The 24,836-nt window shown below is 43.7% G+C and carries 22 protein-coding genes; 16 read left to right on the forward strand and 6 right to left on the reverse strand.

Annotated features, from left to right (window positions below; all coding sequences use genetic code 11):
* Nucleotides 1–22: 22 nt before the first annotated feature.
* Entirely contained in the window at nt 23–835 is an 813-nt protein-coding gene (locus tag MKY19_RS07730) for an ABC transporter permease subunit (protein ID WP_339801792.1), read from the reverse strand.
* Complete coding sequence (locus tag MKY19_RS07735) at nt 832–1,719, reverse strand: ABC transporter ATP-binding protein (RefSeq protein WP_339804220.1); 888 nt, start codon at nt 1,717–1,719, stop codon at nt 832–834. Before MKY19_RS07735 ends, MKY19_RS07730 begins: the two co-directional genes overlap by 4 nt.
* A gap of 166 nt (nt 1,720–1,885) precedes the next feature.
* Here MKY19_RS07735 and MKY19_RS07740 point away from each other — a divergent pair, with 166 nt between their 5' ends.
* The 6 genes from MKY19_RS07740 to MKY19_RS07765 all read left to right on the forward strand — a co-directional run bounded on the left by MKY19_RS07740 (nt 1,886) and on the right by MKY19_RS07765 (nt 6,257).
* On the forward strand, nt 1,886–2,485 hold the full coding sequence (locus MKY19_RS07740) for a TetR/AcrR family transcriptional regulator (protein WP_339801795.1): 600 nt from the start codon (nt 1,886–1,888) through the stop codon (nt 2,483–2,485).
* 39 nt (nt 2,486–2,524) lie between these two features.
* Nucleotides 2,525–3,037: a hypothetical protein gene (locus MKY19_RS07745; protein ID WP_339801798.1), complete on the forward strand. Its 513-nt coding sequence runs from the start codon at nt 2,525–2,527 to the stop codon at nt 3,035–3,037.
* 165 nt (nt 3,038–3,202) lie between these two features.
* Entirely contained in the window at nt 3,203–3,379 is a 177-nt protein-coding gene (locus tag MKY19_RS07750; RefSeq protein ID WP_339801801.1) for a hypothetical protein, read from the forward strand.
* Nucleotides 3,380–3,568: 189 nt separating this feature from the next.
* Nucleotides 3,569–4,162 (forward strand): RNA polymerase sigma factor, encoded by a 594-nt coding sequence (locus MKY19_RS07755; protein ID WP_042186048.1) that lies wholly within the window; start codon nt 3,569–3,571, stop codon nt 4,160–4,162.
* Complete coding sequence (locus tag MKY19_RS07760) at nt 4,128–5,267, forward strand: DUF4179 domain-containing protein (RefSeq protein WP_076284283.1); 1,140 nt, start codon at nt 4,128–4,130, stop codon at nt 5,265–5,267. The genes MKY19_RS07755 and MKY19_RS07760 overlap by 35 nt, the downstream gene beginning before the upstream one ends.
* A gap of 105 nt (nt 5,268–5,372) precedes the next feature.
* A complete protein-coding gene (locus tag MKY19_RS07765; RefSeq protein WP_231573476.1) occupies nt 5,373–6,257 on the forward strand; it encodes a DUF5643 domain-containing protein in 885 nt (294 codons plus the stop codon).
* 124 nt (nt 6,258–6,381) lie between these two features.
* On the opposite strand, the gene MKY19_RS07770 is transcribed toward MKY19_RS07765, so the two are convergent.
* A complete protein-coding gene (locus MKY19_RS07770) occupies nt 6,382–6,579 on the reverse strand; it encodes a hypothetical protein (RefSeq protein WP_339801805.1) in 198 nt (65 codons plus the stop codon).
* A 146-nt stretch (nt 6,580–6,725) separates the two neighbouring features.
* Between MKY19_RS07770 and MKY19_RS07775 the strand changes: the two genes are divergently transcribed.
* Nucleotides 6,726–6,878: a hypothetical protein gene (locus MKY19_RS07775; RefSeq protein ID WP_339801808.1), complete on the forward strand. Its 153-nt coding sequence runs from the start codon at nt 6,726–6,728 to the stop codon at nt 6,876–6,878.
* 88 nt (nt 6,879–6,966) lie between these two features.
* Complete coding sequence (locus MKY19_RS07780) at nt 6,967–7,179, forward strand: hypothetical protein (RefSeq protein WP_339801811.1); 213 nt, start codon at nt 6,967–6,969, stop codon at nt 7,177–7,179.
* Nucleotides 7,180–8,557: 1,378 nt separating this feature from the next.
* Here the strand turns inward: MKY19_RS07780 and MKY19_RS07785 are convergent.
* The gene (locus tag MKY19_RS07785; protein WP_339801814.1) at nt 8,558–10,054 is read right to left on the reverse strand and encodes an amidase; all 1,497 of its coding nucleotides are present in this window, start codon (nt 10,052–10,054) and stop codon (nt 8,558–8,560) included.
* Between the two features lie 216 nt (nt 10,055–10,270).
* Here MKY19_RS07785 and MKY19_RS07790 point away from each other — a divergent pair, with 216 nt between their 5' ends.
* Nucleotides 10,271–10,738 carry a MarR family transcriptional regulator gene (locus MKY19_RS07790; protein WP_042186061.1) on the forward strand — a complete coding sequence of 156 codons (468 nt, stop codon included), beginning with the start codon at nt 10,271–10,273 and terminating at the stop codon, nt 10,736–10,738.
* Nucleotides 10,739–10,813: 75 nt separating this feature from the next.
* Here MKY19_RS07790 and MKY19_RS07795 read toward each other — a convergent pair whose 3' ends face one another.
* Nucleotides 10,814–12,445, reverse strand: coding sequence for an MDR family MFS transporter (locus MKY19_RS07795; RefSeq protein WP_339804223.1), 1,632 nt, complete (start codon nt 12,443–12,445; stop codon nt 10,814–10,816).
* A 217-nt stretch (nt 12,446–12,662) separates the two neighbouring features.
* Between MKY19_RS07795 and MKY19_RS07800 the strand changes: the two genes are divergently transcribed.
* The 6 genes from MKY19_RS07800 to MKY19_RS07825 all read left to right on the forward strand — a co-directional run bounded on the left by MKY19_RS07800 (nt 12,663) and on the right by MKY19_RS07825 (nt 20,336).
* Complete coding sequence (locus MKY19_RS07800) at nt 12,663–13,184, forward strand: MarR family transcriptional regulator (RefSeq protein WP_052404196.1); 522 nt, start codon at nt 12,663–12,665, stop codon at nt 13,182–13,184.
* Between the two features lie 152 nt (nt 13,185–13,336).
* Nucleotides 13,337–14,104 (forward strand): metallophosphoesterase family protein, encoded by a 768-nt coding sequence (locus MKY19_RS07805; protein WP_339801819.1) that lies wholly within the window; start codon nt 13,337–13,339, stop codon nt 14,102–14,104.
* A gap of 115 nt (nt 14,105–14,219) precedes the next feature.
* Nucleotides 14,220–15,257: a helix-turn-helix domain-containing protein gene (locus MKY19_RS07810; protein WP_042186066.1), complete on the forward strand. Its 1,038-nt coding sequence runs from the start codon at nt 14,220–14,222 to the stop codon at nt 15,255–15,257.
* Nucleotides 15,258–15,260: 3 nt separating this feature from the next.
* Nucleotides 15,261–16,523 carry an FAD-dependent oxidoreductase gene (locus tag MKY19_RS07815; protein ID WP_339801823.1) on the forward strand — a complete coding sequence of 421 codons (1,263 nt, stop codon included), beginning with the start codon at nt 15,261–15,263 and terminating at the stop codon, nt 16,521–16,523.
* A 377-nt stretch (nt 16,524–16,900) separates the two neighbouring features.
* A complete protein-coding gene (locus MKY19_RS07820; RefSeq protein ID WP_042186069.1) occupies nt 16,901–17,818 on the forward strand; it encodes a DUF5692 family protein in 918 nt (305 codons plus the stop codon).
* Between the two features lie 1,132 nt (nt 17,819–18,950).
* Nucleotides 18,951–20,336 (forward strand): MATE family efflux transporter, encoded by a 1,386-nt coding sequence (locus MKY19_RS07825; RefSeq protein WP_339269721.1) that lies wholly within the window; start codon nt 18,951–18,953, stop codon nt 20,334–20,336.
* A gap of 210 nt (nt 20,337–20,546) precedes the next feature.
* On the opposite strand, the gene MKY19_RS07830 is transcribed toward MKY19_RS07825, so the two are convergent.
* The gene (locus MKY19_RS07830; RefSeq protein WP_339801827.1) at nt 20,547–21,410 is read right to left on the reverse strand and encodes a type II CAAX endopeptidase family protein; all 864 of its coding nucleotides are present in this window, start codon (nt 21,408–21,410) and stop codon (nt 20,547–20,549) included.
* 566 nt (nt 21,411–21,976) lie between these two features.
* Between MKY19_RS07830 and alaS the strand changes: the two genes are divergently transcribed.
* Nucleotides 21,977–24,610, forward strand: coding sequence for an alanine--tRNA ligase (gene alaS / locus MKY19_RS07835; RefSeq protein ID WP_076300047.1), 2,634 nt, complete (start codon nt 21,977–21,979; stop codon nt 24,608–24,610).
* The last annotated feature ends 226 nt before the right edge of the window (nt 24,611–24,836 follow it).

Genomic DNA, 24,836 nt, shown 5'->3' on the forward strand with positions numbered 1-24,836 from the left:
GCTATTGGAGCGTCCCTTAATCTTATAATGGAAGATCCCGTCGTCTGAACAGTTCGATCCCTATGGCAAAAGCGAGAATACCGATCAACAGTAACCAACTAGAAACCTGAATAATCTCCACGTTTCCTTGAACGATTTTACCAGGCTGATAGAAGGAGAACAAGGTCATGTAACGTAATCCCTCCAGTTTATCGCTTATTTTGCCTAGCAGATCCAGAGTGAAGAATCCGAAGGTGATAGCGCCGGAAATTCCAAGCGCTTTTTTCTCATCATTACAAACCGAGGATACGAGGAAAGTGAGTCCCCCCACGGCAAAAAACAATAAAAACGCTACGCTATTCAGCTGAGTGAATCGGCCGCTATTAAATTCATATTCACTGCCGAGGAACCATGCTTTACCTAATAATCCGGCGAGTGTGGTTACGCCAATAATCAGGAGTAATGCTGTTGTGAGTACAAGCGCCTGCGTGGTAGCTACTTTTCTCCGCGTAGTTGGTGCTATCAGAAGATAAGCCATAGAGCCACGATCCACAAGTCGAGCCATGAGCTGCGTCGACATTTGTACACATACGATGGATAGAATCAGTACCAGAATAAGTCCATAATATTCTCCTGAGATAAAAGCCTCAGCACTGGTAAATCCGCTGTTTAATCCAAAGGCTTTACCTACACCTTCCGGCATAGCTTTAATGAGGTCATCAATGGCTTTTGTGCTTCCGGCGATCCCCGGATATAGCCAGATCATAAACAGAATATAGAAGGCAGAACCGAAGGCGTAATTCATAATGCCTTTGAGGTTCACCCTCATCATTTCTTTATAGAGTGGAAGATTCATTGCACGGCCCCCTCACGGTCATAGTAGTCCATGAAAATGTCCTCTAGATTCTGCGTGAACACATCCATACTGCGGATATTATATTTCCCGGTCTCCTGAATGAATCGATCATAATTCCCCTGAACGGCAATGCGGACCATATTCCCTTCACGAGCTTCCACCTGCAGGCCGGAGGCGGCGAATTGTTCTGCATCTTCGCGACTCGCGAAAACAACCTCAAACAGCTTCCGCTGCATCGATTGTAATTCGTGGATATTTTTTATAGTGACAATGTGTCCGTCTTTAATGATTGCAGCTCGGTCACAGGTGCGCTCAATTTCTTGAAAGCTGTGAGAGGACATTAGAAAGGTGGTTCCGGCTGCTTTTTCCTCCAATACGAGATCTATAAATACCTTTTGCATAAGCGGGTCGAGTCCCGAGGTGGGTTCATCCAGAATAATAACTTCAGGATTGTGCATGAAAGCTGCGACAATACCGACTTTTTGCTTCATTCCCTTTGACATTTTGCGGATCGGAGTTGAGGTATCAAATTGCAGTCGTTCAATGAGGCGGTCACGTTTAGTAGTGTTCTTCATCCCTTGCATGCCAGACATAAATTTAAGGAAAGAAATGCCTGTCATCCCGTCAAAAAAGTTGATTTCACCGGGTAGATAGCCGATATGCTTCTGGACTGTACCCTGTGCTTTCCATACATCAAGTCCATGGATGCTCGCATTACCTTTGTCCGGCTTCATAAATCCCATGATATGTCTTATGGTCGTAGATTTACCCGCGCCATTAGGCCCCAGAAACCCAAACACCTCACCTTTATTTACGGTAAACGTAACATCTTCGATTCCCTTGCCATTCGAAAATCGTTTGGTTAAGCCTTCAACTACAAGCATGCCGCCACCCCCGCTGCAAAATAATGAACTATTATTAATTGGATATTTCATATGTTATATTATTCCTAGTGAATAGTGAAGTCAATGGAATTATGAAATAATTGATAATAAATATTTCATTAAATTTAAATAAGCGCACTATATAATGAAGTTAAGGGTGAATAGCATGAATGGATTTGAGAAAAGAGCCGCTCAAATAAAACTCAAAATTATGAAGACTACGATGGAAATGCTCAAGAGCTGTGAGCCCAAACGTCTCCGGATCTCAGACATTGCGAAAGAAGCAGGTGTCTCACAGGTGACGATTTATAATTATTTTGGCAGCAAGGAAGCGCTGCTTGGTGAGTCCTTTAAGGATTTTATAGAGAAGGCGATTCGCGAATTTGAAGATTACATTCATGGAGAGCATTCTCTAAAAGAGATTATTGAATACATTATGACGATGGAGAGAGAAACCTACAGTTCATTGTCTCCCACGACTGTGAAGGAGCTTATGATTGAGGATCAGGACATGTTTCATTATCTTGAAGAACGGTATACAAACGACGTTTTACCATTGATGGTTAAGATGGTGGAGGATGGCAAAGCACGAGGAGAAATTTCAAATAAAGTATCCACCAAAGGGATTCTTTCATTTATGGGAATGTACATGCGAAGTTCGGGAGAAATGCTAGATGAAGCCAGCAAACAAGAAGACATAGATGCCTTCCTGGAGGAAGCCATCCATCTCTTCTTTTATGGGATTTGCGGGCGGGAACAGGAGTAGCGTGAGCTTTGTTGCATTAATAGTTGGAGCACTTACCCAATGCATTTAGATCAGAAAGCTATGTTTACAACGAAATTAAATAATTATCATATTTTAAAATTCCGAAAAATGATCGTAGATTACGCTAACAGTGATTTATTAAAAGATTTTGTTCAAATGCGAATAAATAAAATAGTAGATCCATTGTATACTAACCAAGATACTAAGGAGTTTGCCATTTTTAATGGAAAAGCTTCGGGCACTATTGAAGAAGGAACAACTGACGATTTGAAAGCATTTACTTCTAGTGACTTCTCGGCAGGGTTTCTATGTGAATGCAGAGCAGCGGATGAAGGATGCCCGAGGAGCAGCGAAATACATAGGGGGTTATTTAGCGCGACCGGCGATTGCAGAGTACCGGGTGGTCAGCTACGACCACCACAAGGTGCATTACTGGTACGAAGATCACCGAACGGGGAAACGGGTGGATGTGGTGTCGCCGGTGATGAAGTTTATCTACGATCTCGTGCAGCACATTCCACCGAAGCATTTTCGGATGGTGGGTCGCTATAGTCTATACAGCCGGGGGAAAAACAAAGAGTCACAGAAGGTGTTTAATCTGTGGTGGTACATGATCCATAAACAAATCGAGATGACCTTTCCTGTGAAAGAACGAAAGAAGAAGAACTACCGTCAGCGGATGCTGGAGAGCTATGGGCGAGACCCGATGCTCTGTCCATGCTGCAATCACCGGATGTTGAGCCGTGGGAGGAAGAACCAGAGGTATGGATCGATTATGTTTGCGTAGAATGTGGGACGGTAGATCCTGTCCCTGAATTTATAGTGGGAGAGTGTGCCTACGACCTGGAGTCTGGAGAATCCCCAGAGTTTGTCTCTGTAACGGAACCTTGGTGAATAACTTTCTAGCCAGCGGACAAATAACCGCTGGCTAAAAAGTTATTCACCCGTTAGGGTGATTTTGTTCGTATATGTAATTAATCTCACTGCGTTTGTAGTCCCTAATCTAACTGCATATTAAAAAATAGTGTCACAAAATAGCATTACGAGATTGTTATATAGGTAAACAAGAAAGGAGGTGAGCTCTTGCAGCCAACCATCCCCGGGGAAGAGGAAGGAAAATGGAATGCTATTGAAGCGGTTGTAGAACAGGTCAGAGCAGGAGACAAAGAGGCATACAGTGCGATCATCATCCAGTTTGAACGGCAAATGTATACCTACTGCTATTATATCCTGAAAAATCATGCGGAGACGGAAGATGCCGTACAGGAGATCTTTATTCGCGCCTATCAAAATCTTCACCAGTACAGCAGGCAAGTATCCTTCTCAGCCTGGCTGTATAAGATGGCATACCATCATCTAATCAATTTGAAGAAGAGACAGAGCCGCTGGCTTAAGCTGATCGATCATTATAAAGAGCAGCAGCCTGTGCTGCAAATCTCCCGTCATGAGTCAGAGGTTTATGAGCTTTTGACTTTTCTCACAACTGAAGAGCGTCATATTTTACTCCTTAAGGCAGTAGAGCAGTACACCTTTGAGGAAATAGGCGAAATCATGGGCCTCAAGTCCGCAACCATACGGAAAAAATATGAACGATTGCGCCGCAAACTGATGGAATGTAAAAGCCGAAAAGGAGAGATAGCACATGGGACATTCGCCGGAACAAACGGAATTCGCTGAAATGAATGCCATCGAACAAATGATTCGTGAATCGTCTTTACCAAAGAAAAGTATGAGTTATCAAATTATGAATACGATTGGAGCGAGTGAATTGAAAAGAACATCATCCAAACCTAATTTAATGAAAAGAACAGCAGTAGTGGCCGCAGCAGCAGCCATCCTAGGTGCAGGTGTGGTGGGTACGGGATTTGTATCACCGGCAATGGCTTCAACGTTAAAGCAAATTCCTATTGTTGGAATTCTCTTTGAGGGAACCAGCAACGAAGCTTTGGATACTGCCATTAAACAAGGAATCGTAACAGAACCTAACCTGAGTGTAACCCATGAAGGAATCACGCTGAAGGTAGCTAATTTACTTTATGATGGTACCCGGTTGTCCTTCGTTTTGGAACGTGAAGGCGTAGATTTGCCGAATACAGGCTCTCCATACCTTTTTGAAAAAGATGTTGAGGAAAAGGATCAGCTTAAAGGTTATATTAAAATGCCAACGATCCTCGCTAACGGACAAGCCATTGAATATGGCGGAGGCAGCTTTGGCGACTCGCCTAGGCAGAAGAATGCTTATGTAGTTGAAGTGACTAAGGGTCTAAATTTGCCTGACCAATTCGAGCTGACCATTCAGGCGAATGTCACACAGGTGAAAGAAGCTTTTGAATTCAAGATTCCTGTGAACGTGGAGAATAAATCGATTGTTGTGAAACCAGAGGCCTCCAAATCTGACGGACAGTTCAGTTATACCGTTAAGCAACTGGATATTTCGCCGGTGTCCACCCGTTTCGTTCTGGATAGTAAGGGCCAAGTACCACAATCTCCGGGGCAAACCGGTGATTACAGCGCCAGTATGGTCTATTACGAGCTTGTAGACGACCAAGGAAATGTCGTGAATCCGAGCAGATTCGAGTATTTCAACAGCGAACCCAAGACTGAATATCAGATTGATCAACTGTTTTCTCCTTTTGCTGGCACACCTAAAACGATTACAATCAAGCCATTTACTCTTACTGTGAACAACAAGGATTGGAGCGTTGTCGGCCAAGGAAAGAACAGTGTGGGTGAGAAAACATATCTGAAAGATCTGGAATTGACCATTCCTGTTAAGCCTTAATCCATTAGAGAAGGGGACAGTCCCGCAGGTCATCAATAATGACCTGGGGATAGCTCCCTTTTTCTTTTCATAAAAAATAGGACAGGAGCTAATCCATTGAATTCTATGAAACCTGAATTGAGAAAAAAATTCGCTGGAGCAGCATTGGCAGTAACGTTGGTAATGGCAGTCACAGGCAGCGGGTTCCCTTCAACCGTTAGTGCCGAGACCTCCGGGCAATCTGCCAGTTCCAATCTAGCGATTACCCACGAGGGCGTAACGCTCAGTATATCCAAAGTAATGTTTGACGGGAACCGTCTTGACATGGCATTCCGGCAGGAGGGAGGCACTGTGGGTAAGGGGATCATTATTGATATCGCGCAGATCCCGGTTTTGTCTGTTAATGGGAAAAGGATGTTATATCTTCCCTATGTGACGTCTATGCCGGAAGATGAAAGGGCAGCTTTGCTCTCTTTCAACATCCCCAAAGATGGCAAACCGCAGCTCGCGGATGAATTCAAAATGACGATAGAGGTGTACACCAAGAGCGTCAAGGAGCCATTTACCTTTACCGTCCCGGTGAAAAAGCTGAATAGTCTTGCAACCTTGCAGCCGGGTACAACTCAAAAAAGCGGGGATTTTAGCTATACCGTGGACTATTTCCAGATGACGCCGTTAATGATGGAACTCAAGCTGCACAGCAGCGGGAAAGTTCCTGGAGCAGCCAAATCCAAAGGGCGTTCAAGCAAGATGTTGTATGACATTGCCGATGAGAAAGGAAATCTAATTCAGGCAACCGTCAGCGACATCGACATCAAGCGACCGATCACAGCAAACATTAAAGAAGACCTGTTCTATGCAGCCTCCTTCAAAGCAGTGCCGAAAACCATCACAATTAGGCCATTTACGTACACCATAGACGCTAAAGGAGACATTCTGAAAGACTCAGGAAAAAAATGGATCAAGACCTATTACAAGGACTTGGAAATGAAGATTGCAGTTGCTAAATAACAATCTTACAGGTGAGGGGGAATTCACGCTGATACCAGCGCGGGTTCCTTTTTTATGCTTGAGGGATTCCAATATAGGTCAATCTCTGGGTGGTCGGCGAACGCTGGGCTGCTCGCTGCAGTGCTCACCCGTGGCCATTCCTGCCTGCAGGAGTGCCTGCAGTTATTTTCGGGCTCCCTGGCTCAGTGCTGGCTCGCGGATCCGCCGCAGATGCTGCTGCTGCAAGTTGCAGCACAACCAGGTTATCGGGTTTTTGATCCGCAGCATCCGGCGCTCTTCCGGAGGCGGATGCACCAGGACCGGCGAACGCCTGGCAGCTCACTACAGTGCCCACCGGTGGCCATACCCGCCGTCTGCAGGAGTGCCCACCGGTGGCCATACCCGCCGTCTGCAGGAGTGCCTGCCGCAGTTCCCGGACTACCCGGCACGGTGCCGGCTCAGCGATCGGTAGCAGCCGGCGGCTTCCGGATGTGGATACCGCGAACGGCAAACGCAGGGCTGCTCGTTGCAGCGCTCACCGGTGGCCATACCTGCCGTCTGCAGGAGTGCCTGCTGGTTCAAATAGCAGCGGAGGCCACAGGGAAAGTTGAAGTCCAGGATTGTTTGTGGGACGGAAAATAGTACCCTTAAGTCAAACTACAGGATATGAAAGAGGGTCGTAAGAAAGAAGGATAAATTTCAAGAGGAAATGCAAGAGGAAATGCAAGAGATGAAGAGAGAGTTACAACAGATTAAGGGTGAGGCTGAAAAGAAGGAACAGAACTTTATACGCGAGATTGAAAAGCAGCAGTTAAATGCTGAGATTGATAAAGATCGTGCCATATTTGAGACGCAGCGGAAAATGATGGATAAAGAGACTGAACTGCGTGATAAGGTGTCTGATCTTCGAGAGCAAATCTCGGAATTAAGAAGTGGAAAATAGTTTGGAGTATAGATGGCATCCGGTTTGTTTTCGGGATTTTTGATTCTAGAGAGTCAGGAACTGATGGAAATGGATTTATTGTACTCTAATCATAAACAGTAGGAGTTGGACATGAAATTAAAGTCCTTAACTTCCGCTGTTTTTTTATGGGGGGATGCCTTGGTTAGATTTCTCGCTCGACTTTAGGAGAAGCAAGAGGTACGTAGCATCGGATTAGACTATATGTAGCCGTTCGCATCAATATATTTAATTGCCTAAAAGAATCTAGTATGATTATTGCGATGGTAGTTTCGCGTTATGGGTTTAATGGTTTAAACACATGGAAGGCGAAGAGAATGCTTGTTTAGGCTGATAAGCTAACAGCGAGCATGTGATTGATATCAGATTATACTAATTGCTATGTGTGAAAGTGATTAATACGATACTGGAAGCTGCTGAGTAAAACAGTTAAACTCGCCGAGATATAGTTATTTACATTATAAAGGTTAACAGCATCGTTAACTATTCCGCCTGGGGGAGTAGTAAATTCTACTCCGGCCTGCTGCTTCATAGTGGCCATTCGTACAGATCTGCTTCAGTACAACGTATAACAACAAGGGGTGTGAGCTCTTTGTATCGAAATCATATGCAAAGGAAACCCCTGAAATGATATAGCAAAAACCTTGTAGATGAAGTGACGAACGTGTTCAAGCCGATCGCGCATCTCGAATATCAGTCGATCATGCCAAGCGAATTTTTTCTGCCCTTTGGAGGAAATTGGACGAAGACAATCTTTGGTTTCAGTTAGTGCGGTTGCTAGATGCCGTGAAGAGGACAAAAACATAGTCCCATAGAACCTGCGCCCAGCGCGTTTTCTATTTGAAGGGATGAAATTTATTTACTAGCCTAGTCGACAAACCGTCTGCTGAACTTAAAGTAGGATGAAAAGAAAGGAACAGAGTGAGCACCTCATGTAAGAGCTGCTTGATTAGACTGAATGTTTTTATTTCACGCAGTTTTTCAAATAGTACAGAAAGAAGCCTGCACTAATAAAGAGTACGGGCTTCTTTCTAGCAATTTTATCTCTATTCATATAATAATATAAGTATTCATCTATTAAAATATACATTGTTATACTATTATCTTTCGAAAATATTATTAGATAATCAAGTTATAGGTACCAGAATCATTAATTTATTAATATATATCTGCTATACATTAGCGCTAATACTATTATCTATTTTGATCCAATCATAGTCATTGTTTGGCCATCTCATTTTGATTTGATTCAAATCTTTATCGATCTTCCTACGATCATTATATTCTCAATAGGATCGAACATAGTTAAGTAATAGAACTATGATCCTCAATTGACTTAGCCACCACTTCATGAATTTCATCATGGAAAGAGCGGATTCCCTGTCATCCCTACCCACAGCTCGGATTGTTCAAGATGGGCTGCAAGCTGAAGCAGTAAATCTTCCCGGCCTTTAGCAGCCATTACCTGTACCCCCAACGGTAGACCCTCTTGCGACATATGGACGGGAACGCTCATAGCTGGCTGACCCGTCAAATTGGCGAGCTGGGTGAACGGTGTGTAGGTTAGGCTTGGTTTAAACATAGCGTAAATCATTCGCTCTTGTTCCTCTTTCGGCAACTCATGTACATGCAGCAGTTTTTCGATTTCAGCAGAGCTATGCGTTAACTGGCCAATCTTAGGAGCTGAATCCGCATTTGTTGGTGTGATATACAGATCGTAGCGGTTAAGCAGACCTGCCATTTGTGCGGCTGCAATATCCCATTCATCCAGACTATGCACAAATTCTGCTGCAGAGACTTTTCTTCCGGCTTCCCCAAGGACCCAAGTAACGATATCGACTTCACTGGAAGTAATGGAACGTCCCATCATTTTTTCCAGCGATACGAACATCGCTGCCACTTCGCCAGTATTCATCGTATAGTAATTCTCCATCAGCCTAACACCATTTACTGGACTTAGTTTTTCTTCAACTTCATACCCCTCAGCTTCGAGCCATTTTACAGTTTTGAGCACAGCAATGACTGCTTCATTCGTTACAGAAGTGCCTACTGGAGAAGCTGTTGTGAACGCTATGCGCAGTTTTCGCTGTGCTGGCTTGAATAGATCGTCTAAATAGACGCCCGGATATAGTGGTGTTTGAAAAGCAGCCTCTGGCTGCACAACCTGTAGTAGATCCAGCATGGCAGCACTATCGCGTACGGACCTTGTCAATGCAAAGTCAATAGAAGCGCCTTGCCATTGACGACCGACACCTGGTCCTACTGGAGTACGTCCACGGGTGGGCTTCAGTCCGAACAAGCCGGTGAACGAGGCAGGGATACGGATCGAGCCGCCACCATCACTAGCACCCGCTGCCGGAACAATACCAGAAGCTACAGCTGCAGCTGCACCACCACTTGAACCGCCGGGGGAATATTCGGGATTCCACGGATTACGTGCCGGGCCATGAAGGACGTTCTCGGTAATGTTTTTGAGGCCGAATTCTGGTGTATTCGTATGTCCAAGCGGAATGAATCCGCCGTTTCTGATTCGTGCTACGTAGTTCGAGTCACGTCTGGCAATATTGTCTTTCATAAGCAAGGCACCCGAAGTAAGAGGTTCTCCAGCGATAGCTTGGGAGATATCCTTGAGCAGAAAAGGAACGCCGGCAAACGGGCGAGTGCTATCATGAACAGGCATATCGTCAGCTTCCTTAAGAGCAGCTTCTCTACGAGTACGTACGACCGCATTAAGAACTGGATTAACTTCATCGAGCCGAGCGAAAGCGGCTTCGACAAGCTCACGAGGGGAGACTTCACGTGCTTTGACAAGCGAAGCAAGCCCTAGAGCGTCATATGTAGAATAAGAAAAGGACATGATAGATAACCTCTTTCGAATAGGCGTGAATTGCCAGTATTTTATATATAACAATGTATCATTTATCGTCAGTAAAGGACGACCAAGCCCTTTCTTCTGATCCCATTATACATCTCGATAGTAATGATTTGAAAATGGATATCTGACATCTATCAATTCTTTTTTAAGCCCGATTAGGCTATACTTAGTGTTAAATGGATCTTATGGGGTGTACTGATGAACGAAGATAAATATCAGAATGTTGATGGACTAATGGAAGCTTTCCAGCAATTTGCCAGGATGAATTGGCGTAAAACTACAGTCTGGGGATTGAAGCCAAGTGAGGTTCGGATGTTGGTTTCTTTAAAGCTCGGCAAGGAACGGGAAGGGAAGAAGGGCCAGACAGTATCCGATATCAGCAAGTTTCTTAAAGTCACTTCTCCTACGGTTACACAGATGGTCAATAGTCTGATTGCACAGGGATATGTAGTGCGTTCTGCCGATGCCCAGGATCGCCGAATCAGTGAGATCACGCTTACGGAAAAAGGAGAGCATTTGGCCGAAATGGCTGTGACGAAATCCCGAAATACCTTTAAAGGCATGATTGATTATATGGGTAGAGAAAAGACAGATTCGTTAATGGAGCTGTTAAACGAAGTCTACGATTATTTCGAAGAATTGAACGATCAACCAACCGAATCCTAATCTCCTTCACATAAAAAAGAGATGCCGCACAGCCAAAGCTGTTTACGGACATCTCTAATGTATATTTATTTGTGATTAATGTGCAGCAGGTACTGACTTTTCAAGGTTTTTGCCTTCGCTTTTTCCCTCTGCAGTTACCTCTGTTTTTTTCTCACCACTTCGTAACGGAATCTCTTTAAGGAACAGGACAAGCAATGCTGCAATGACTAACAGTGCCGTGCCGCTTAAGAATACAACCGTCAGAGAATCGCTTAGTGCGTTCCGCAGCATCTCAATCAATTGATTGAAGAGCGGCTGGATTTGCTCTGGCAGCGTTGTGTGCAGTTCCTTCAGCTTAGGCTGATCTAGCAGCATTTGCGGATTCATAAATGCGGAAAGTTGTTTAGCGGATTCAGGGTCAAGTTTGGTTAAATCTGGACCCTTGCCAGAGGACACTGCTGCCTCTAGTTTATTCGTTAATGAAGTGTTCATGATGGTACCCATAATAGCGATACCGATGGTTCCACCTAAATTACGGAACAAAGTATTTGTAGCAGTAGCAACTCCTAGCATGGAGGGAGCTACAGCATTTTGCACGGTTAAGGTAAATACAGGCATCGATAGTCCTAAACCAATCCCGAAGACAATCATGCTGACTACGGCCATCGCAATGTTGCTCATAAAGGCCATTATGATCATGGCTACAACCATAAATGGCATACCCATCAGGGCATAACGCTTGTATTTACCTGATTTGGAGATCCATCTTCCCACAAGCGTACTAAGTACAATCATTGCTAATGACATCGGCATATTAATGAATCCGGAGTTGGTCGGGGAGACACCTTCTACACCTTGGACAAAGAATGGCAGATAGATCATTGCGCCCATCATACCAGCATTCATCAGGAAGCCGACAACCATGGAGATGGTTACGATGGAATTCTTAAATAAGGATAATGGCAATACTGGACTTTTAGCTTTTCGTTCAATCAGAATTAAAATAATAACTCCGAGAATAGATGCCCCGAACAAGCTGAGAATCTCTGGGGAACCCCATTCATATTTTGTACCCGCCCATGAAAAGCCGAGCAAGAGTGCAACAATGGTAAGGGAAAGGAAAATAGAGCCTAAGTAGTCAATGGATTCTGAAGGGGAGTGTGCAGTTTTAGGGAACATTTTCCAAATCATAAAGAAAGCCACGATACCGAAAGGCAAGAAGATCCAGAAGATCCATTTCCAAGCCATGTGATCCACCATGAAGCCCCCAAGGGTAGGACCAATTACACTAGAGAATCCAAATATGGCCATCATAATTCCAGTCCACTTGGCTCTCTCTCTAGGAGCGAACAAATCACCTACAGCGGTTACGGTAGCCGACATTAGAATCCCGCCGCCAAGACCTTGAATCCCGCGATAAGTGATCATTTGGAAAATATTTGTCGACAATCCGGACAGGAAAGCGCCTATAATAAAAATAACGATCCCCGCTAAGAGGAATGGTTTTCTTCCATAGATATCGGATAATTTGCCGACAAGTACGGTAGCGATTGTAGAGGTGAGCATATAGATGGTAATTACCCAAGTATAATGTTCAATGCCTCCTAACATCGCAATAATTCGGGGCATTGCAGTACCCACAATGGTCTGGTTGATTGCTGCGAAAAACATAGCCGCCATTAAAGCAATCATAATTGTAACTTTTTTCTTTTGCGTAAGATGCTCCAGAGCTGTTCCTCTCCTTTAACTTCTATATATTGTAGTTTGGGAATTCATGTCTTGATAATTAGGTAGCCAAACTATCATTTATGTATAATACACAAATTCATCATTTAGCACAACTGTTTAATTATTTAATTTTTATGGAAACAGAATGTGATTTGGACTTGATTTTTTGGAAATAGGTAAGTAATCTAATTAGATTGAGTTAAATTGGAGGTGCCCTATGGATACTCAAAATAGTCAAGAGCAAAAGCTAATTATAGCCTTTGAAAATATTAAACGTTTGACCTCTCGTCCGTCCTCAAAGGAAGTGATTTCGTATAGAGAATTTATGATGATGTATGTCATAAACAATTTAATGAAGCGAAAGAAGCTTTCAGACGAAGTCGAAGAGCAGCAGGGAGTCATGATTTCTAGATTAAGCGACTTGCTCCAAATTAGCAGACCTACTGCGACACAAATGGTTAACAGTTTGGAGGAGAAGGGTTACGTGGTGCGAACAACGTCCGATACCGATCGGCGGGTTGTATATATTGGTCTGACGAATAAAGGGGAGCAGATTTATGATTCCCAGATGGCTACTTTTTCAGGTATTTTAAGTGAAGTTACGGAAAAGGTGGGTAAGAAAGAGATCGACCAGTTGATTTTTCTGTGTGATCGTTTTCAAGAAGCGGTGCATGAAGTCAGAAGCCGCCAGCTTTTTACTCAATCCGATGAAGATCCGCTCGTTATGGATTCCGTATAGCGACCATTCCAAAAAAAAAGATATTTCGGTGCTTCTGCCCGGAACGTCTTTTTTTTAATTATAAGAAAGTATAAGTTTCACGATATACTGTATCCTTATAATTCTCGCATAAACGCTCACCGTCCTTTAAAGGACGCCGAAGGCGTTTTAGCTTGCAGCAACCAGAGCAAGGAGGAATTACAATCAGAATATTAGCGATTAGCGACATTCACGGAAGCTATTCCGAATTCAACGCATTATTAAAAAAAATAAACTATCGGCCATCCGAGGACAAGCTCATCCTGATGGGGGATTATGTGGATAGAGGTCTCAATAGTAAAGGAATTGTGGATCAAGTTATGGCCCTAAAGCGGGAATGGGACGTCACAGTTCTAAAGGGCAATCATGATAAAATGGCCTATGACGCGCTCACCAGCGAGGATGATAAACTGGATACGCATTGGCTAAACAACGGTGGTTTGTATACATTGATGAGCTATTGTGAGGCGGATTCTGACTTTTTTAAAGCGGATTTTGGCTGGCATGATTATATGCTGCTGAAAGAAGAAATTAGACAGAAATACAAACATCATTTGGATTTTCTAAGTTCATTGCCACTTTATCATGAGACGGAAGACCATATCTTTGTCCACGCAGGCATTAATCCATTAATAGCGGATTGGAAGCAGCAGGATCCATATGATTTTATCTGGATCAGAGAGCCATTTTATACGAATCCTGTAGTTAGCACTGACAAAACGGTTATTTTCGGTCATACCTCGACGATGGATCTACATGATTCGGAAGACATCTGGTTTAGTCCGCTGGGCGATAAGATTGGTGTGGATGGTGGATGTGCCTATGGTCAACGTCTGAACTGTTTGGAGATTTCTGGAGGGGCATACAGCACACATTTTGTTCGGAATGGGGAGAAGCCTTGAGCTGTCTCTCTTTTTTTAAAATAATAGAAAGTATAAGTTTTTCACCTATCCTTTGTAGAATAGCACTGTATTTAACGCCAACTATGTATAAAATAAAGAATAGGGGGTGTAATAGATGAATGCAAACAACAAATATCATATCCTCATGCAAGGAACTATCAGCAACAATGTGAGCGAAACCTGCAAGGAGTTTGGCATATCCCGGACGATCTATTATCAGTGGTGTAAAGCTTACCAAGAGCAGGGGATGGATGGACTGGCAGAGAAGGAACGAAAGCCGGTAATGCCTAATAAAGTGGATAAGCGAACGGAAAGATTGATCTTACAATACGTTGCCAAATTCCCTGAAGATGGACCCAAGCGAATCTTTTACGAACTGCAGGATGAGGGTGTGAACATAGGGGAGTCAGGTATTTATAATGTGCTGCGTCGAAATGGACTTAGTAAGAGAATAGAACGGGAGGCTTACGCCAAAGAAGTTAAAGCAAAGAAGCGGGACGGCGCGCAAGCGGCTAACAGCAGAGGGTGTAAAGAGAAATCCAAACCTCTGGACTATAGGATGAAAAATCCGGAAAATGCTCATCCCGGGTATATGTGCCAACAGAGTATTAGCTATATGGGAGTGTTCCCGAGGGTAGGAAAGGTGTATCAATACGTGGTCTACGATGCCTATTCCAGATTAGGCTTAGTTAAGCTATATAATCGGAAGTCCGCCATTCATTTTATCGATTTTATGGATTTGAAGGTCATCCCATTGATGAAGACCTTAGAATTCCAAATTAATAATCTGGTTACGAACAAGAGTCGTGAATTTACTACGAACTGGGATAGAGGTAAACATAAATACAGTGATTTTTTACATAAGAACAACATAAATCAAGTAGCTATTACTGCAGATCAGACAGAAGTATTTCAACCCTTACAGCAATTTGCAGCGGTGTTGACGAAAGAGTTCTATCAGCAGGCTTGGTTGGATGATACGATTGATTCCTTTGAGACTTTAGAAAAGCGCTTACACGAATATTTGAGGATCTATAACTTCAGCAGGGTGATCACAGACGGACCTAATCAAGGTAAAATACCATCGGATGTAGCACTTGAGTATGCAGGTCAGCGTGAGACCTTGCCATTATGGTTATTTACAAGGAGATAACGGATGATGACTAATATGAAGTATGAAGACAGAATAGGGATCATCGGTGCAGGGATTTCTGGGGTTACAGCTGCTTACCAGCTCGCGAAAAAAGGATATAACCATATCACTCTCCTTGAGAAGTCAGACCGAGTAGGTGGCAAGTGTCATTCGATTGAATATAAAGGGAAAACCTATGAAATGGGAACCCTAATCGGCTTGCCAACTTATAAACATACGATTGAACTCATGAGGGAGTTTGATCTTATGGATAAGGGGCCACTCTTGGAACGGGGATTTTTTGATACAAATGGGCGAAAAACTACTCAGATTCCTATGGACCAAATTCAGACGTTTACCCAAGAATTCAAACGGTTGCCGGAAATTTTGAAACGTTATAAATCACTACAAGAACCGGGTTTTCTACACTTATCGGCAGATCTATGTCAGCCCTTTTCAGATTGGTGTACGGAGAATGAGCTATCTGTAATTGGGCAGGTATATATGCATTACTTCAATACTTTTGGTTTTGGGAGTATTCAGGATGTGCCGGCCGCCTATGTATTGAAATTTCTTACTTATGATAATTTATTATCCTTTATTGAGATCACTCACATGATAACCTGGCCTAAGGGAGTTACTGAACTCATTAGAAGAATGGCCGACCAAGTAGAGGATCTGCGTCTGACTTGTGAAGTGCTACATATGGAGCAAGAGGGAAATGGTCAAGTTCGGGTGGAAACAAACCAGGATATCTTTTATTTTGACAAGGTTATTTATACTGCTTCCTTAGAGCATCTGGGCGATATGATTCACTTATCTTCGGTAGACAGAGCATTGTTTGAGTGTATAATCTATGAACGGTTTCGGGTATATGCTTACAGAGTGAAGGGGTTGCCGGAGCTTTCTGGATATATCCCCTGCAATATGAATCCTGAACGCAAGGGACATATGATGGCATGGTATTACAGGTGGGCAGATATGGGAACAACGGATCTAGTTACGGTATATGTAGCGGAGAATGATGAGATGACAGATCTCGAGATGAGGGAAAAGGTGGAAAATAAACTTCGCGAGCTTGGCGGCGAGAATATTCGTCTGTATATGATGAAGCGCTGGAAGCAGTTCCCCCATGTAGATTCTAATGCGATCCGTGAAGGCTTCTATGAACGGCTTGATCAAATGCAAGGAAGAGATAAGATCTATTATGCTGGAGAAATTATGAATTTTCCTACACTGGAGAACTGTATCGTATATTCGAAATACTTAGTTGAAAGATTTTTTTGATAATGCGTGAGTAGTAAGCCTTGTCCACAAAGAAATTTGTCGGCAAGGTTTTTTGTATTGCATAAAGTATATATTTTGGGCCCCCCGCAAAGTACCTGAGTAAGCATTAAAGCAAAACTCCACTTTGTGGGGGATATTTTACGTTCGAGTTAGGTTTACAGTTTGTAGTTCTGTAGGCATGGTTTCTAATAGATTCCCTTACTTGGGGTAGGACCTTAGATGAATTCCAGTCCTATTGATGTGTAAACTCAACTCGAAATGAGACTATGAAAACCTTGATAAATCAACGTTTTGAGCGGTTTGATCGTTCGAAGGAGGATGGGATATATTGGACTCAAGACATAGCTTATATACAAAATATGAAGGAGGAATACATTATGTTTTTATTCGAATCGATTCCTTGGTACTCTGCTCTAATGTGGTTAGTGGTACTTGCAGGATTAATGATTTTCAACGAAATAGCTCGAAGAAGCAAGTGGTTCTCAATTATTCTGTTTATCGTTGTCCCTATTGTTCTTACCATAGCGGTCTGGCCGAATACGGCAGGCGAAGGCTCCAGTACTGGAACATGGTTTCACTGGGTAAAAGTATATTCTGCCTTGGCAGGATGTATAGGGTTTATGGCTATCCGTTATGTTAAAGGATGGGACAAAAATAAATATATATTAATGTTCCCGGCGATTATCCTTGCAGTTAACATTCTTGAAGCAGTTATCCGTGATTTCCAAGTGTACAGCTTGCAAGGCATGGTGGATGGCGTAATGATGGTAGGTGGTCCTTGGAACATTATGAACGGGATCGCAGGTATTCTGAACATTATTACGATTTCTGGTTGGATGGGTATTGTTATTAGTAAAGACAAGAGTAAGGATATGTTGTGGCCGGACCAGCTGTGGTTCTGGATCATTGCTTATGACATTTGGAACTTTGCCTATGTATATAACGCAGTTTCTGACCATTCCTTCTATGCAGGTGCAGCTCTTCTGATCTCTTGTACAATTCCAGCATTCTTCTTCAAAAAAGGAGCATGGCTACAGCACCGTGCACAAACCTTGGCGATTTGGATGATGTTTACAATGTCGTTCCCGGCGTTTGTTGGCGATTCAAAGTTCTCCGTACAATCTTCTCACAGCGAAACGGCGCTTTGGGTTGTGAGTGCATTATCTTTAGCAGCTAATATTGCAGTGTTTGTCTATCACTTCTATAAAATTACCAAACATAAACGCAATCCGCTTAAGGTGGAAGTGTATACAGATTTAGCGGCTTATAAGACGATTGCCGAGAGTGCAAAATAATAGAAAGCTTAATAGTTTCTTTAAGAATCCGCGCCTAGCGCGGGTTTTTTTATGGAATAGAATTTATAAAATTTCGAGATTACGGAGAAATGTATGCGGAAAACCGAATACAATGTGCCGACGGTAACGTAAGCGAGCCAAATGTATGCGAAAAACCGAATACAATGTGCGGACGGTAACGTAAACGAGCCAATGTATGCGAAAAACCAAATACAATGTGCCGACGGTAACGAAAACGAGCCAAATGTATGCGGAAAACCGAATACAATGTGCTATGGTAACGTAAACGAGCCAAATGTATGCGAAAAATCGAATACAATGTGCCGACGGTAACGTAAACGAGCCGAATGTATGCGAAAAACCAAATACAATGTGCTGATGGTAACGTAAGCGAGCCGAATGTATGTGAAAAACCAAATACAATGTGCCGACGGTAACATAAGCGAGCCAAATGTATGCGAAAAATCGAATACAATGTGCCGACGGTAACGTAAACGAGCCGAATGTATGCGAAAAACCGAATACAATGTGCCGACGGTAACGTAAACGAGCCAAATGTATGCGAAAAACCAAATACAATGTGCTGATGGTAACGTAAACGAGCCAAATGTATGCGGAAAACTGAATACAATGTGCCGACGGTAACGTAAGCGAGCCAGCGCCGTTATCCGCCCCAAGTCACCCGGGAATAGGTTTATTATTAGGGAATAAGTGCAATATGGTCCGTCTCTCGGAACCTCACTACGAAGGTGTATATAGATACGATTATGGAATTACGGATGTACTCAGCTTGTAACTCTACTCTACCTCCAAGGAAGCCGTCAGGCGTTTTTCTTGCGTAAATGCAAAGAACGATCATGATCATCAAGCATAACGCAATCCGCTTAAAGACTTTTGCCAATACTTTTGATGACGAATGATTCTATGGTCTGAAGCTGCATACTTCTGATGAAGTTTATGTTCTCCAAATATGTGAAGGGCAGTTGCTGTTTTTTGACTCCTGATTAAAGACTTAAAGGTGTATCTATAGTAAACTGAATGTAAAGTGCCCACGGTATAATGGGTATAATTTGTTGAAAAGCTCTTCGGATGAAGAGTTTTTTCCATTTTACAGAAAAGAATGTGATATGTTATGCAGCTTCGGGCTAGTCTTCAGAAGAAAAGATTGCTGGAGAAATATCTTTCTGGGGAGGGGATGGATTATCGGCAAATTATAGCTTTATTTATTCCAATTCTGATTGACCAGGCCTTCATTATTGGACTTAATCTGGTAAATACCGCAATGATCAGCTCGTCCGGGATGGCGGCGGTCAGTGCAGTGAATATGGTGGATTCGCTGAATATTTTTCTGATCAATGTGTTCGTGGCGGTTGCAACCGGGGGGACAGTGGTAGTCGCGCAGTATAAAGGGAGCGGAAACGACCGGATGGTGTCCCAGGCTACGGCGGCTTCGGTCGCTTCGGTGTCGCTGATCGCTTTGGGAATCGGTCTGCTCCTGATGGGCTTCCATACTCCTATATTGAACCTTTTGTTCGGAACCGCCTCACCCGAAGTGCTGGACAATGCCCGCATCTACCTGATCGGCAGCAGTATTTCATATCTGGGCATCGCGGTGGTTCAGGCGGTATGCGGAGCTCTGCGAGGTGTGGGCAAGACACGGGCTTCTTTGATGCTGTCGCTCATCATGAACCTGCTGTATGTTATCTTGAACGTGGTCTTCATTAACCTGTTGCACATGGGTGTGCTGGGGATGACGCTTGCGATTAATATCGCGCGGTATGCAGGTATGGTTTGTGCCCTGGTGTATCTGTTCAAGGTGGATACGGCCCTGCGGGTGCGTTTTCGTGACCTATTCCGAATCCCTCTGACCATGCTGAGGAGAATCATGTTCATCGGCGTGCCGTTCGCAGCGGAGCAGATGTTCTTCAACGGGGGGAAACTGCTCACTCAGGTGTTTATTGTCAGCCTAGGCACTTATGCCATTGCGACCAATGCCATTGCCGGCTCGCTGGCTCTGGTGTTTCAAATTCCAGCCAGCGCGCTGTCGCTTACTATTGTAACGGTGGTCGGCCAATGTATTGGGCGGGGGAATGTCTCTGAAGCCAGAAAGTTCATCAAGTCCTTTCTCTGGATCGGGTCCGGCTCTTTGGCGTTGATCGCCTTGATTCTGATGCCGCTATTCCACCCGCTGGTATCGATCTTTTCCCCACCTTCCGAGATCATTGATGATCTGTTTGTGGTGCTGCTGGTGAATTCCATTGCCCAAGTTCCGCTGTGGGCCATCAGCTTTATTTTGCCGTCCGCACTGCGGGCAGCAGGAGATTCCCGCTTCACCTCAATTACCTCAATGCTGACGATGTGGCTGTTTCGGGTGATTTTTGGATACATCCTTGGGATCGTACTGGGCTACGGTGTCATGGGTGTCTGGCTGGCGATGAACTGCGAGTGGGCCGTTCGCGGGGGCATTTTTCTTTGGCGCTTCAGGGGCGAAAAGTGGTTTGCACACAAGCTGATTTAGAATTGTTATTAAGGATACGTACTGCCTGCGCCAGCTGACGGAAACGTAGCTCTTTTATATTAAAAACGTAAATATACAGCACAGGGCAGCGATTCTCATATTTACTTGAGAATTGCTGCCCTCCGTTTTGGTTATCGACTGCTTGCTTTAGCTGATTATGTTTACAATTGGGTCAGTCGCGATTCTAGAAAATTCTCCGATTCCATTTATTCAGCTTGGCACTGCCCCCTCTGATTTCTGTGCTCGGAATTCCTTCCTTTTGAAACAAATTAAAAGACAAGTCAGTAACAACAAACAGATTAAAGTTGCTGTATGAGTAAAACTACTATTCCAAAACATAATCTGAACATTCATTAAGGAATGGACGCCAATCACGAAAAATAGATTCTTGGTTAAGACATAGAGTAATGAGAATATGACCCCTAGAATTACTAGTACGATAAAATCATAAACAAAATCCATTCCTACTAATCCTGAATAGATCCGATTTGGGATATGTATAGCGGCAAAGATGGATTGTGAGATAAGCATTGCACAACCGATGCGTGAAGTATGGTTATTGACTTTTTTTAATAAGAGATAGATTTGAACTAGCAGAAAGCCCCGAAACAAAACTTCTTCCAGTAAAGCATTTCCGAAAATCTGACCCAGGAATTCACCAAAGACGACGTTCGAATTCGTGAAAATATCATTATTGAATGTTAAACTTGAGTGAGTCAGTAATGTCATACCTAAATCAACAATGTTAATTGCGAGCCAAAATAGAAAAGTGCCGATAAGTCCTGCTAATAATGTATTCCTTTTTAACCCCAAATCCCTCAGCGATAATTTAGCTATTGTACATAAGAAAATAACCACTTCTAACACAAGACCGAACAGATTTGCAGCTAACGTTTCGTTGATCCATCCGTTTGTGCTTTTGGCAATAACGCTTAAAGTTCCATTTGCAAAAAGGACAAGGTTAACCGTTAGAGTGAAGAGAATATGAATAAAAATGAGACTGACGATAAAGCGTATTGATGTAGGCTTAACTTTAACAATCGATAGCTCCTCAGTTACTTTATTGCGCAGCATGATTTGTAATCCTCCTTAGTTTTACCCGAGCATTGCGTATTCTAGAGTATTATTTATAATACATAATTTTCCAAATACTATCTGAGATTTACTATATTCTTTAAGTGCCCGAGTTCACCATTACAAAAATCATATATTCTCACGTTATCCTTAACTCCTCCTCAGATTGACAGATGAAGGGGCACTGGCTATACTTGAAATGTTAAAATGTAAATCGGATAAAACGTTGATGAAAATGAAGTACGCCGGAGGATGGCTTGATCAGAGAACAGGTTCCTTTACGAAAGCATTTCGTAATGGCTGGGAGAACCTTGAAGACAGGCCGGTGGAAAGCTAATTTCGGAGTGTGAGATCACAAACTCACCGGGGGCACCCGTTATCAGCCGCGACAAGGCGATCGCCCTTTAACTTTCCCGTAAATTGGGTCAAGGCGATAACCAGGGTGGTACCGCGATATTAATCGTCCCTGAATTATTCAGGGGCGTTTTTTTGTTTTTATTTTTTAAAAAATTTGTACAATCTGGCGCATGAGCCGAATTAAAAAGATGAGACGGGAGCTGTAAACAATGAAAGCAAGTGAAATTCGTTCCAAATGGCTTAAGTTTTTTGAAAGTAAAGGTCACAAGATTGAACCTAGTGCATCTCTCGTACCGCATAACGATCCTTCGCTGTTGTGGATCAACGCAGGTATGGCACCGCTGAAAGCATACTTCGATGGCCGTGAGATTCCTGAGAATCCGCGCCTGACGAACTCGCAGAAATGTATTCGTACCAATGATATCGAGAATGTAGGGAAGACACGCCGTCACCATACATTCTTCGAAATGTTAGGTAACTTCTCTATCGGCGATTATTTCAAAGAAGAAGCTATCACATGGGCTTGGGAATTCTTGACTGGCAAGGAGTGGATCGGCTTCGATCCAGAACGTATCTCCGTAACTGTGTATGCTGAGGATGAAGAGGCATTCAAGCTGTGGAATGAAAAAGTGGGCTTGCCAGCAGAACGCATCATTAAGCTGGGAGATGAGAACTTCTGGGATATCGGCGAAGGCCCTTGTGGTCCTTGTTCGGAAATCTTTTATGACCGCGGCGAAGCTTATGGTAGCGACATGAGCGATCCAGAAATGTATCCGGGTGGAGAAAACGAACGTTGGCTCGAAGTATGGAACCTTGTGTTCTCACAATTCAACCATAACAAGGATGGCAGCTATACGCCGCTTCCGAACAAGAACATTGATACCGGTGCTGGACTGGAGCGTTTTGCATCCATTCTTCAAGATGTAGATTCCAACTTCGATACCGATTTGTTCCAACCGATTATTCAAAAAACAGCTGAGCTTGCTGGTGTAACATATAAAGATAATGTTGAGCAGGATATCGCGCTTAAAGTTATCGCTGACCATGTGCGTACCGTTACTTTTGCCGTAGGGGATGGAGTACTTCCTTCTAATGAAGGTCGTGGTTATATTATCCGCCGTTTGCTACGCCGTGCTGTTCGTTACGGAAAGACCCTGGGTCTGGATCGTCCGTTCCTGCATGAGTTGACGGAAACCGTTGGTGAGATTATGGGTGTATATTATCCATCCGTTGTCGAGAATCGGGAATATATCGCCAAGATTATCCGTACAGAAGAAGAACGTTTCCATGAGACATTGTCTGATGGATTGGCTATCTTGGGTGAGATCAGCGCTAAAGCAAAAGCAGATGGGCACAGCACGATTGCTGGAGCTGATGCATTTAAGCTATATGACACTTACGGATTCCCATTTGACCTGACTGAAGATTTCGCAGCAGAGCAAGGATTAACTGTAGACCGTGAAGGCTTCGATGTCGCTATGCAAGAACAGCGTGATCGTGCAAGAGCTGCACGTCATGACGGTGGCAGCATGAAGATCCAAGGTGGTGCATTAGCGGATCTGACGGTTAAAAGTGAATTTGTTGGATATAATGACTCGGTAACAGAGTCGAAAATCATGGCTATTGTTGTGGGGGATGAATTGGTCGATACTGCTGGCGAAGGCGTAGAGTGCCAAGTAATTCTTGAGGCAACACCGTTCTATGCTGAAAGTGGCGGACAAGTGAGTGACACAGGTCTGCTTACTGGCGGTTCAGTTACAGCTAAGGTAAAAGGATTGTTCAAGGCTCCACATGGTCAACATGTACATTTGGTAACTGTGGAAGCTGGAGAATTGAAAGTAGGCGAATCGGTTCGCGCTGAAGTGGATCGTGCACAGCGTGAAGATATCGTGAAGAACCATACAGCTACTCATCTACTGCATAAAGCGCTCAAAGAGGTTCTTGGCGGTCATGTCAACCAAGCAGGATCTCTAGTAGAAGGTGCTCGTTTACGGTTTGACTTCTCCCACTTCGGAGCGATTACACCGGAAGAACTAAGCGACATCGAGCATCGTGTGAATGCACAAATTTGGCGTGGCCTTGATGTAGTCATTGAGAACAAGCCAATTGACGAAGCTAAGGCTATGGGCGCTATGGCATTATTTGGTGAAAAATATGGCAATATTGTCCGTGTCGTTCAAGTCGGCGATTACAGCCTTGAGCTTTGTGGTGGATGCCATGTATCCAACACGTCTCAAATTGGAATTTTCAAGCTGCTTAGCGAAAGTGGTATTGGTTCCGGAGTGCGCCGTATCGAAGCAGTGACTGGACGTTACGCTTATCAGTTCACTGAGAGCCAACTGGATCTGCTCAAGCAATCTGCGGGTCTACTGAAGTCTTCTCTGAACGACGTTCCAAAACGGATTGAAGCATTGCATAACCAAGTGCGTGAGCTTTCGCGTGAGAATGAATCCTTGCAATCTAAGCTGAGCGCAACATTTGCCGCTGAACTAACAAGCAGTGTGAAGACGGTTGGTGCAGGTACACAGCTTCTTGCTGTTGCTGTTCAAGCAGGAAATATGGACGCTCTGCGTTCTACTGCAGATGAATTGAAATCCAAGCTCCCGGATGCTGTACTTGTTCTGGGTGCTGCCATGGACGACAAGGTGAACTTTGTTGTAGCTGTACCACAGGATCTGGTGAAGAAGGGCTTCCACGCTGGTAAGATCGTTAAAGAAGTCGCAGCAGTATGCGGTGGCGGCGGTGGCGGACGTCCAGATATGGCACAAGCTGGTGGTAAAGATGCCTCCAAGCTTGGCGAGGCACTGGCTAAAGCAGAAGAATTAGTGGCTTCCCTAGCATAAATAAAAATTACGAAACTATTTCTTATTTTAAACGTATTACGAAAAAACATAGCGGTACTGAGAGTTTGACATCAGTACCGCTACTCTTTATTAACAGGTGGTTAGATTTTCATGAATAGTTGTGCTTGACAATAGCTTAAAAGCCAAAAATATCATTATTTTTGTAGAGGAAATGCCAAAAAAAGCGTTATTCCACGCGCAGGATTTCCTCGTTGGGCTATGAATA

The sequence above is a fragment of the Paenibacillus sp. FSL R5-0744 genome, assembly GCF_037972555.1.
Classification (GTDB): domain Bacteria; phylum Bacillota; class Bacilli; order Paenibacillales; family Paenibacillaceae; genus Paenibacillus_AQ.

What these genes read in the sequence shown, in the direction of transcription:
- MKY19_RS07730 (WP_339801792.1), bottom strand. Translation starts at nt 835, where the DNA reads ATGAATCTTCCACTCTATAAAGAAATGATGAGGGTGAACCTCAAAGGC.
- MKY19_RS07735 (WP_339804220.1), bottom strand. Translation starts at nt 1,719, where the DNA reads ATGCTTGTAGTTGAAGGCTTAACCAAACGATTTTCGAATGGCAAGGGA.
- MKY19_RS07740 (WP_339801795.1), top strand. Translation starts at nt 1,886, where the DNA reads ATGAATGGATTTGAGAAAAGAGCCGCTCAAATAAAACTCAAAATTATG.
- MKY19_RS07745 (WP_339801798.1), top strand. Translation starts at nt 2,525, where the DNA reads ATGCATTTAGATCAGAAAGCTATGTTTACAACGAAATTAAATAATTAT.
- MKY19_RS07750 (WP_339801801.1), top strand. Translation starts at nt 3,203, where the DNA reads ATGCTGCAATCACCGGATGTTGAGCCGTGGGAGGAAGAACCAGAGGTA.
- MKY19_RS07760 (WP_076284283.1), top strand. Translation starts at nt 4,128, where the DNA reads ATGGGACATTCGCCGGAACAAACGGAATTCGCTGAAATGAATGCCATC.
- MKY19_RS07765 (WP_231573476.1), top strand. Translation starts at nt 5,373, where the DNA reads ATGAAACCTGAATTGAGAAAAAAATTCGCTGGAGCAGCATTGGCAGTA.
- MKY19_RS07775 (WP_339801808.1), top strand. Translation starts at nt 6,726, where the DNA reads ATGTGGATACCGCGAACGGCAAACGCAGGGCTGCTCGTTGCAGCGCTC.
- MKY19_RS07780 (WP_339801811.1), top strand. Translation starts at nt 6,967, where the DNA reads ATGAAGAGAGAGTTACAACAGATTAAGGGTGAGGCTGAAAAGAAGGAA.
- MKY19_RS07785 (WP_339801814.1), bottom strand. Translation starts at nt 10,054, where the DNA reads ATGTCCTTTTCTTATTCTACATATGACGCTCTAGGGCTTGCTTCGCTT.
- MKY19_RS07790 (WP_042186061.1), top strand. Translation starts at nt 10,271, where the DNA reads ATGAACGAAGATAAATATCAGAATGTTGATGGACTAATGGAAGCTTTC.
- MKY19_RS07800 (WP_052404196.1), top strand. Translation starts at nt 12,663, where the DNA reads ATGGATACTCAAAATAGTCAAGAGCAAAAGCTAATTATAGCCTTTGAA.
- MKY19_RS07810 (WP_042186066.1), top strand. Translation starts at nt 14,220, where the DNA reads ATGAATGCAAACAACAAATATCATATCCTCATGCAAGGAACTATCAGC.
- MKY19_RS07815 (WP_339801823.1), top strand. Translation starts at nt 15,261, where the DNA reads ATGATGACTAATATGAAGTATGAAGACAGAATAGGGATCATCGGTGCA.
- MKY19_RS07820 (WP_042186069.1), top strand. Translation starts at nt 16,901, where the DNA reads ATGTTTTTATTCGAATCGATTCCTTGGTACTCTGCTCTAATGTGGTTA.
- MKY19_RS07825 (WP_339269721.1), top strand. Translation starts at nt 18,951, where the DNA reads ATGCAGCTTCGGGCTAGTCTTCAGAAGAAAAGATTGCTGGAGAAATAT.
- MKY19_RS07830 (WP_339801827.1), bottom strand. Translation starts at nt 21,410, where the DNA reads ATGCTGCGCAATAAAGTAACTGAGGAGCTATCGATTGTTAAAGTTAAG.
- alaS (WP_076300047.1), top strand. Translation starts at nt 21,977, where the DNA reads ATGAAAGCAAGTGAAATTCGTTCCAAATGGCTTAAGTTTTTTGAAAGT.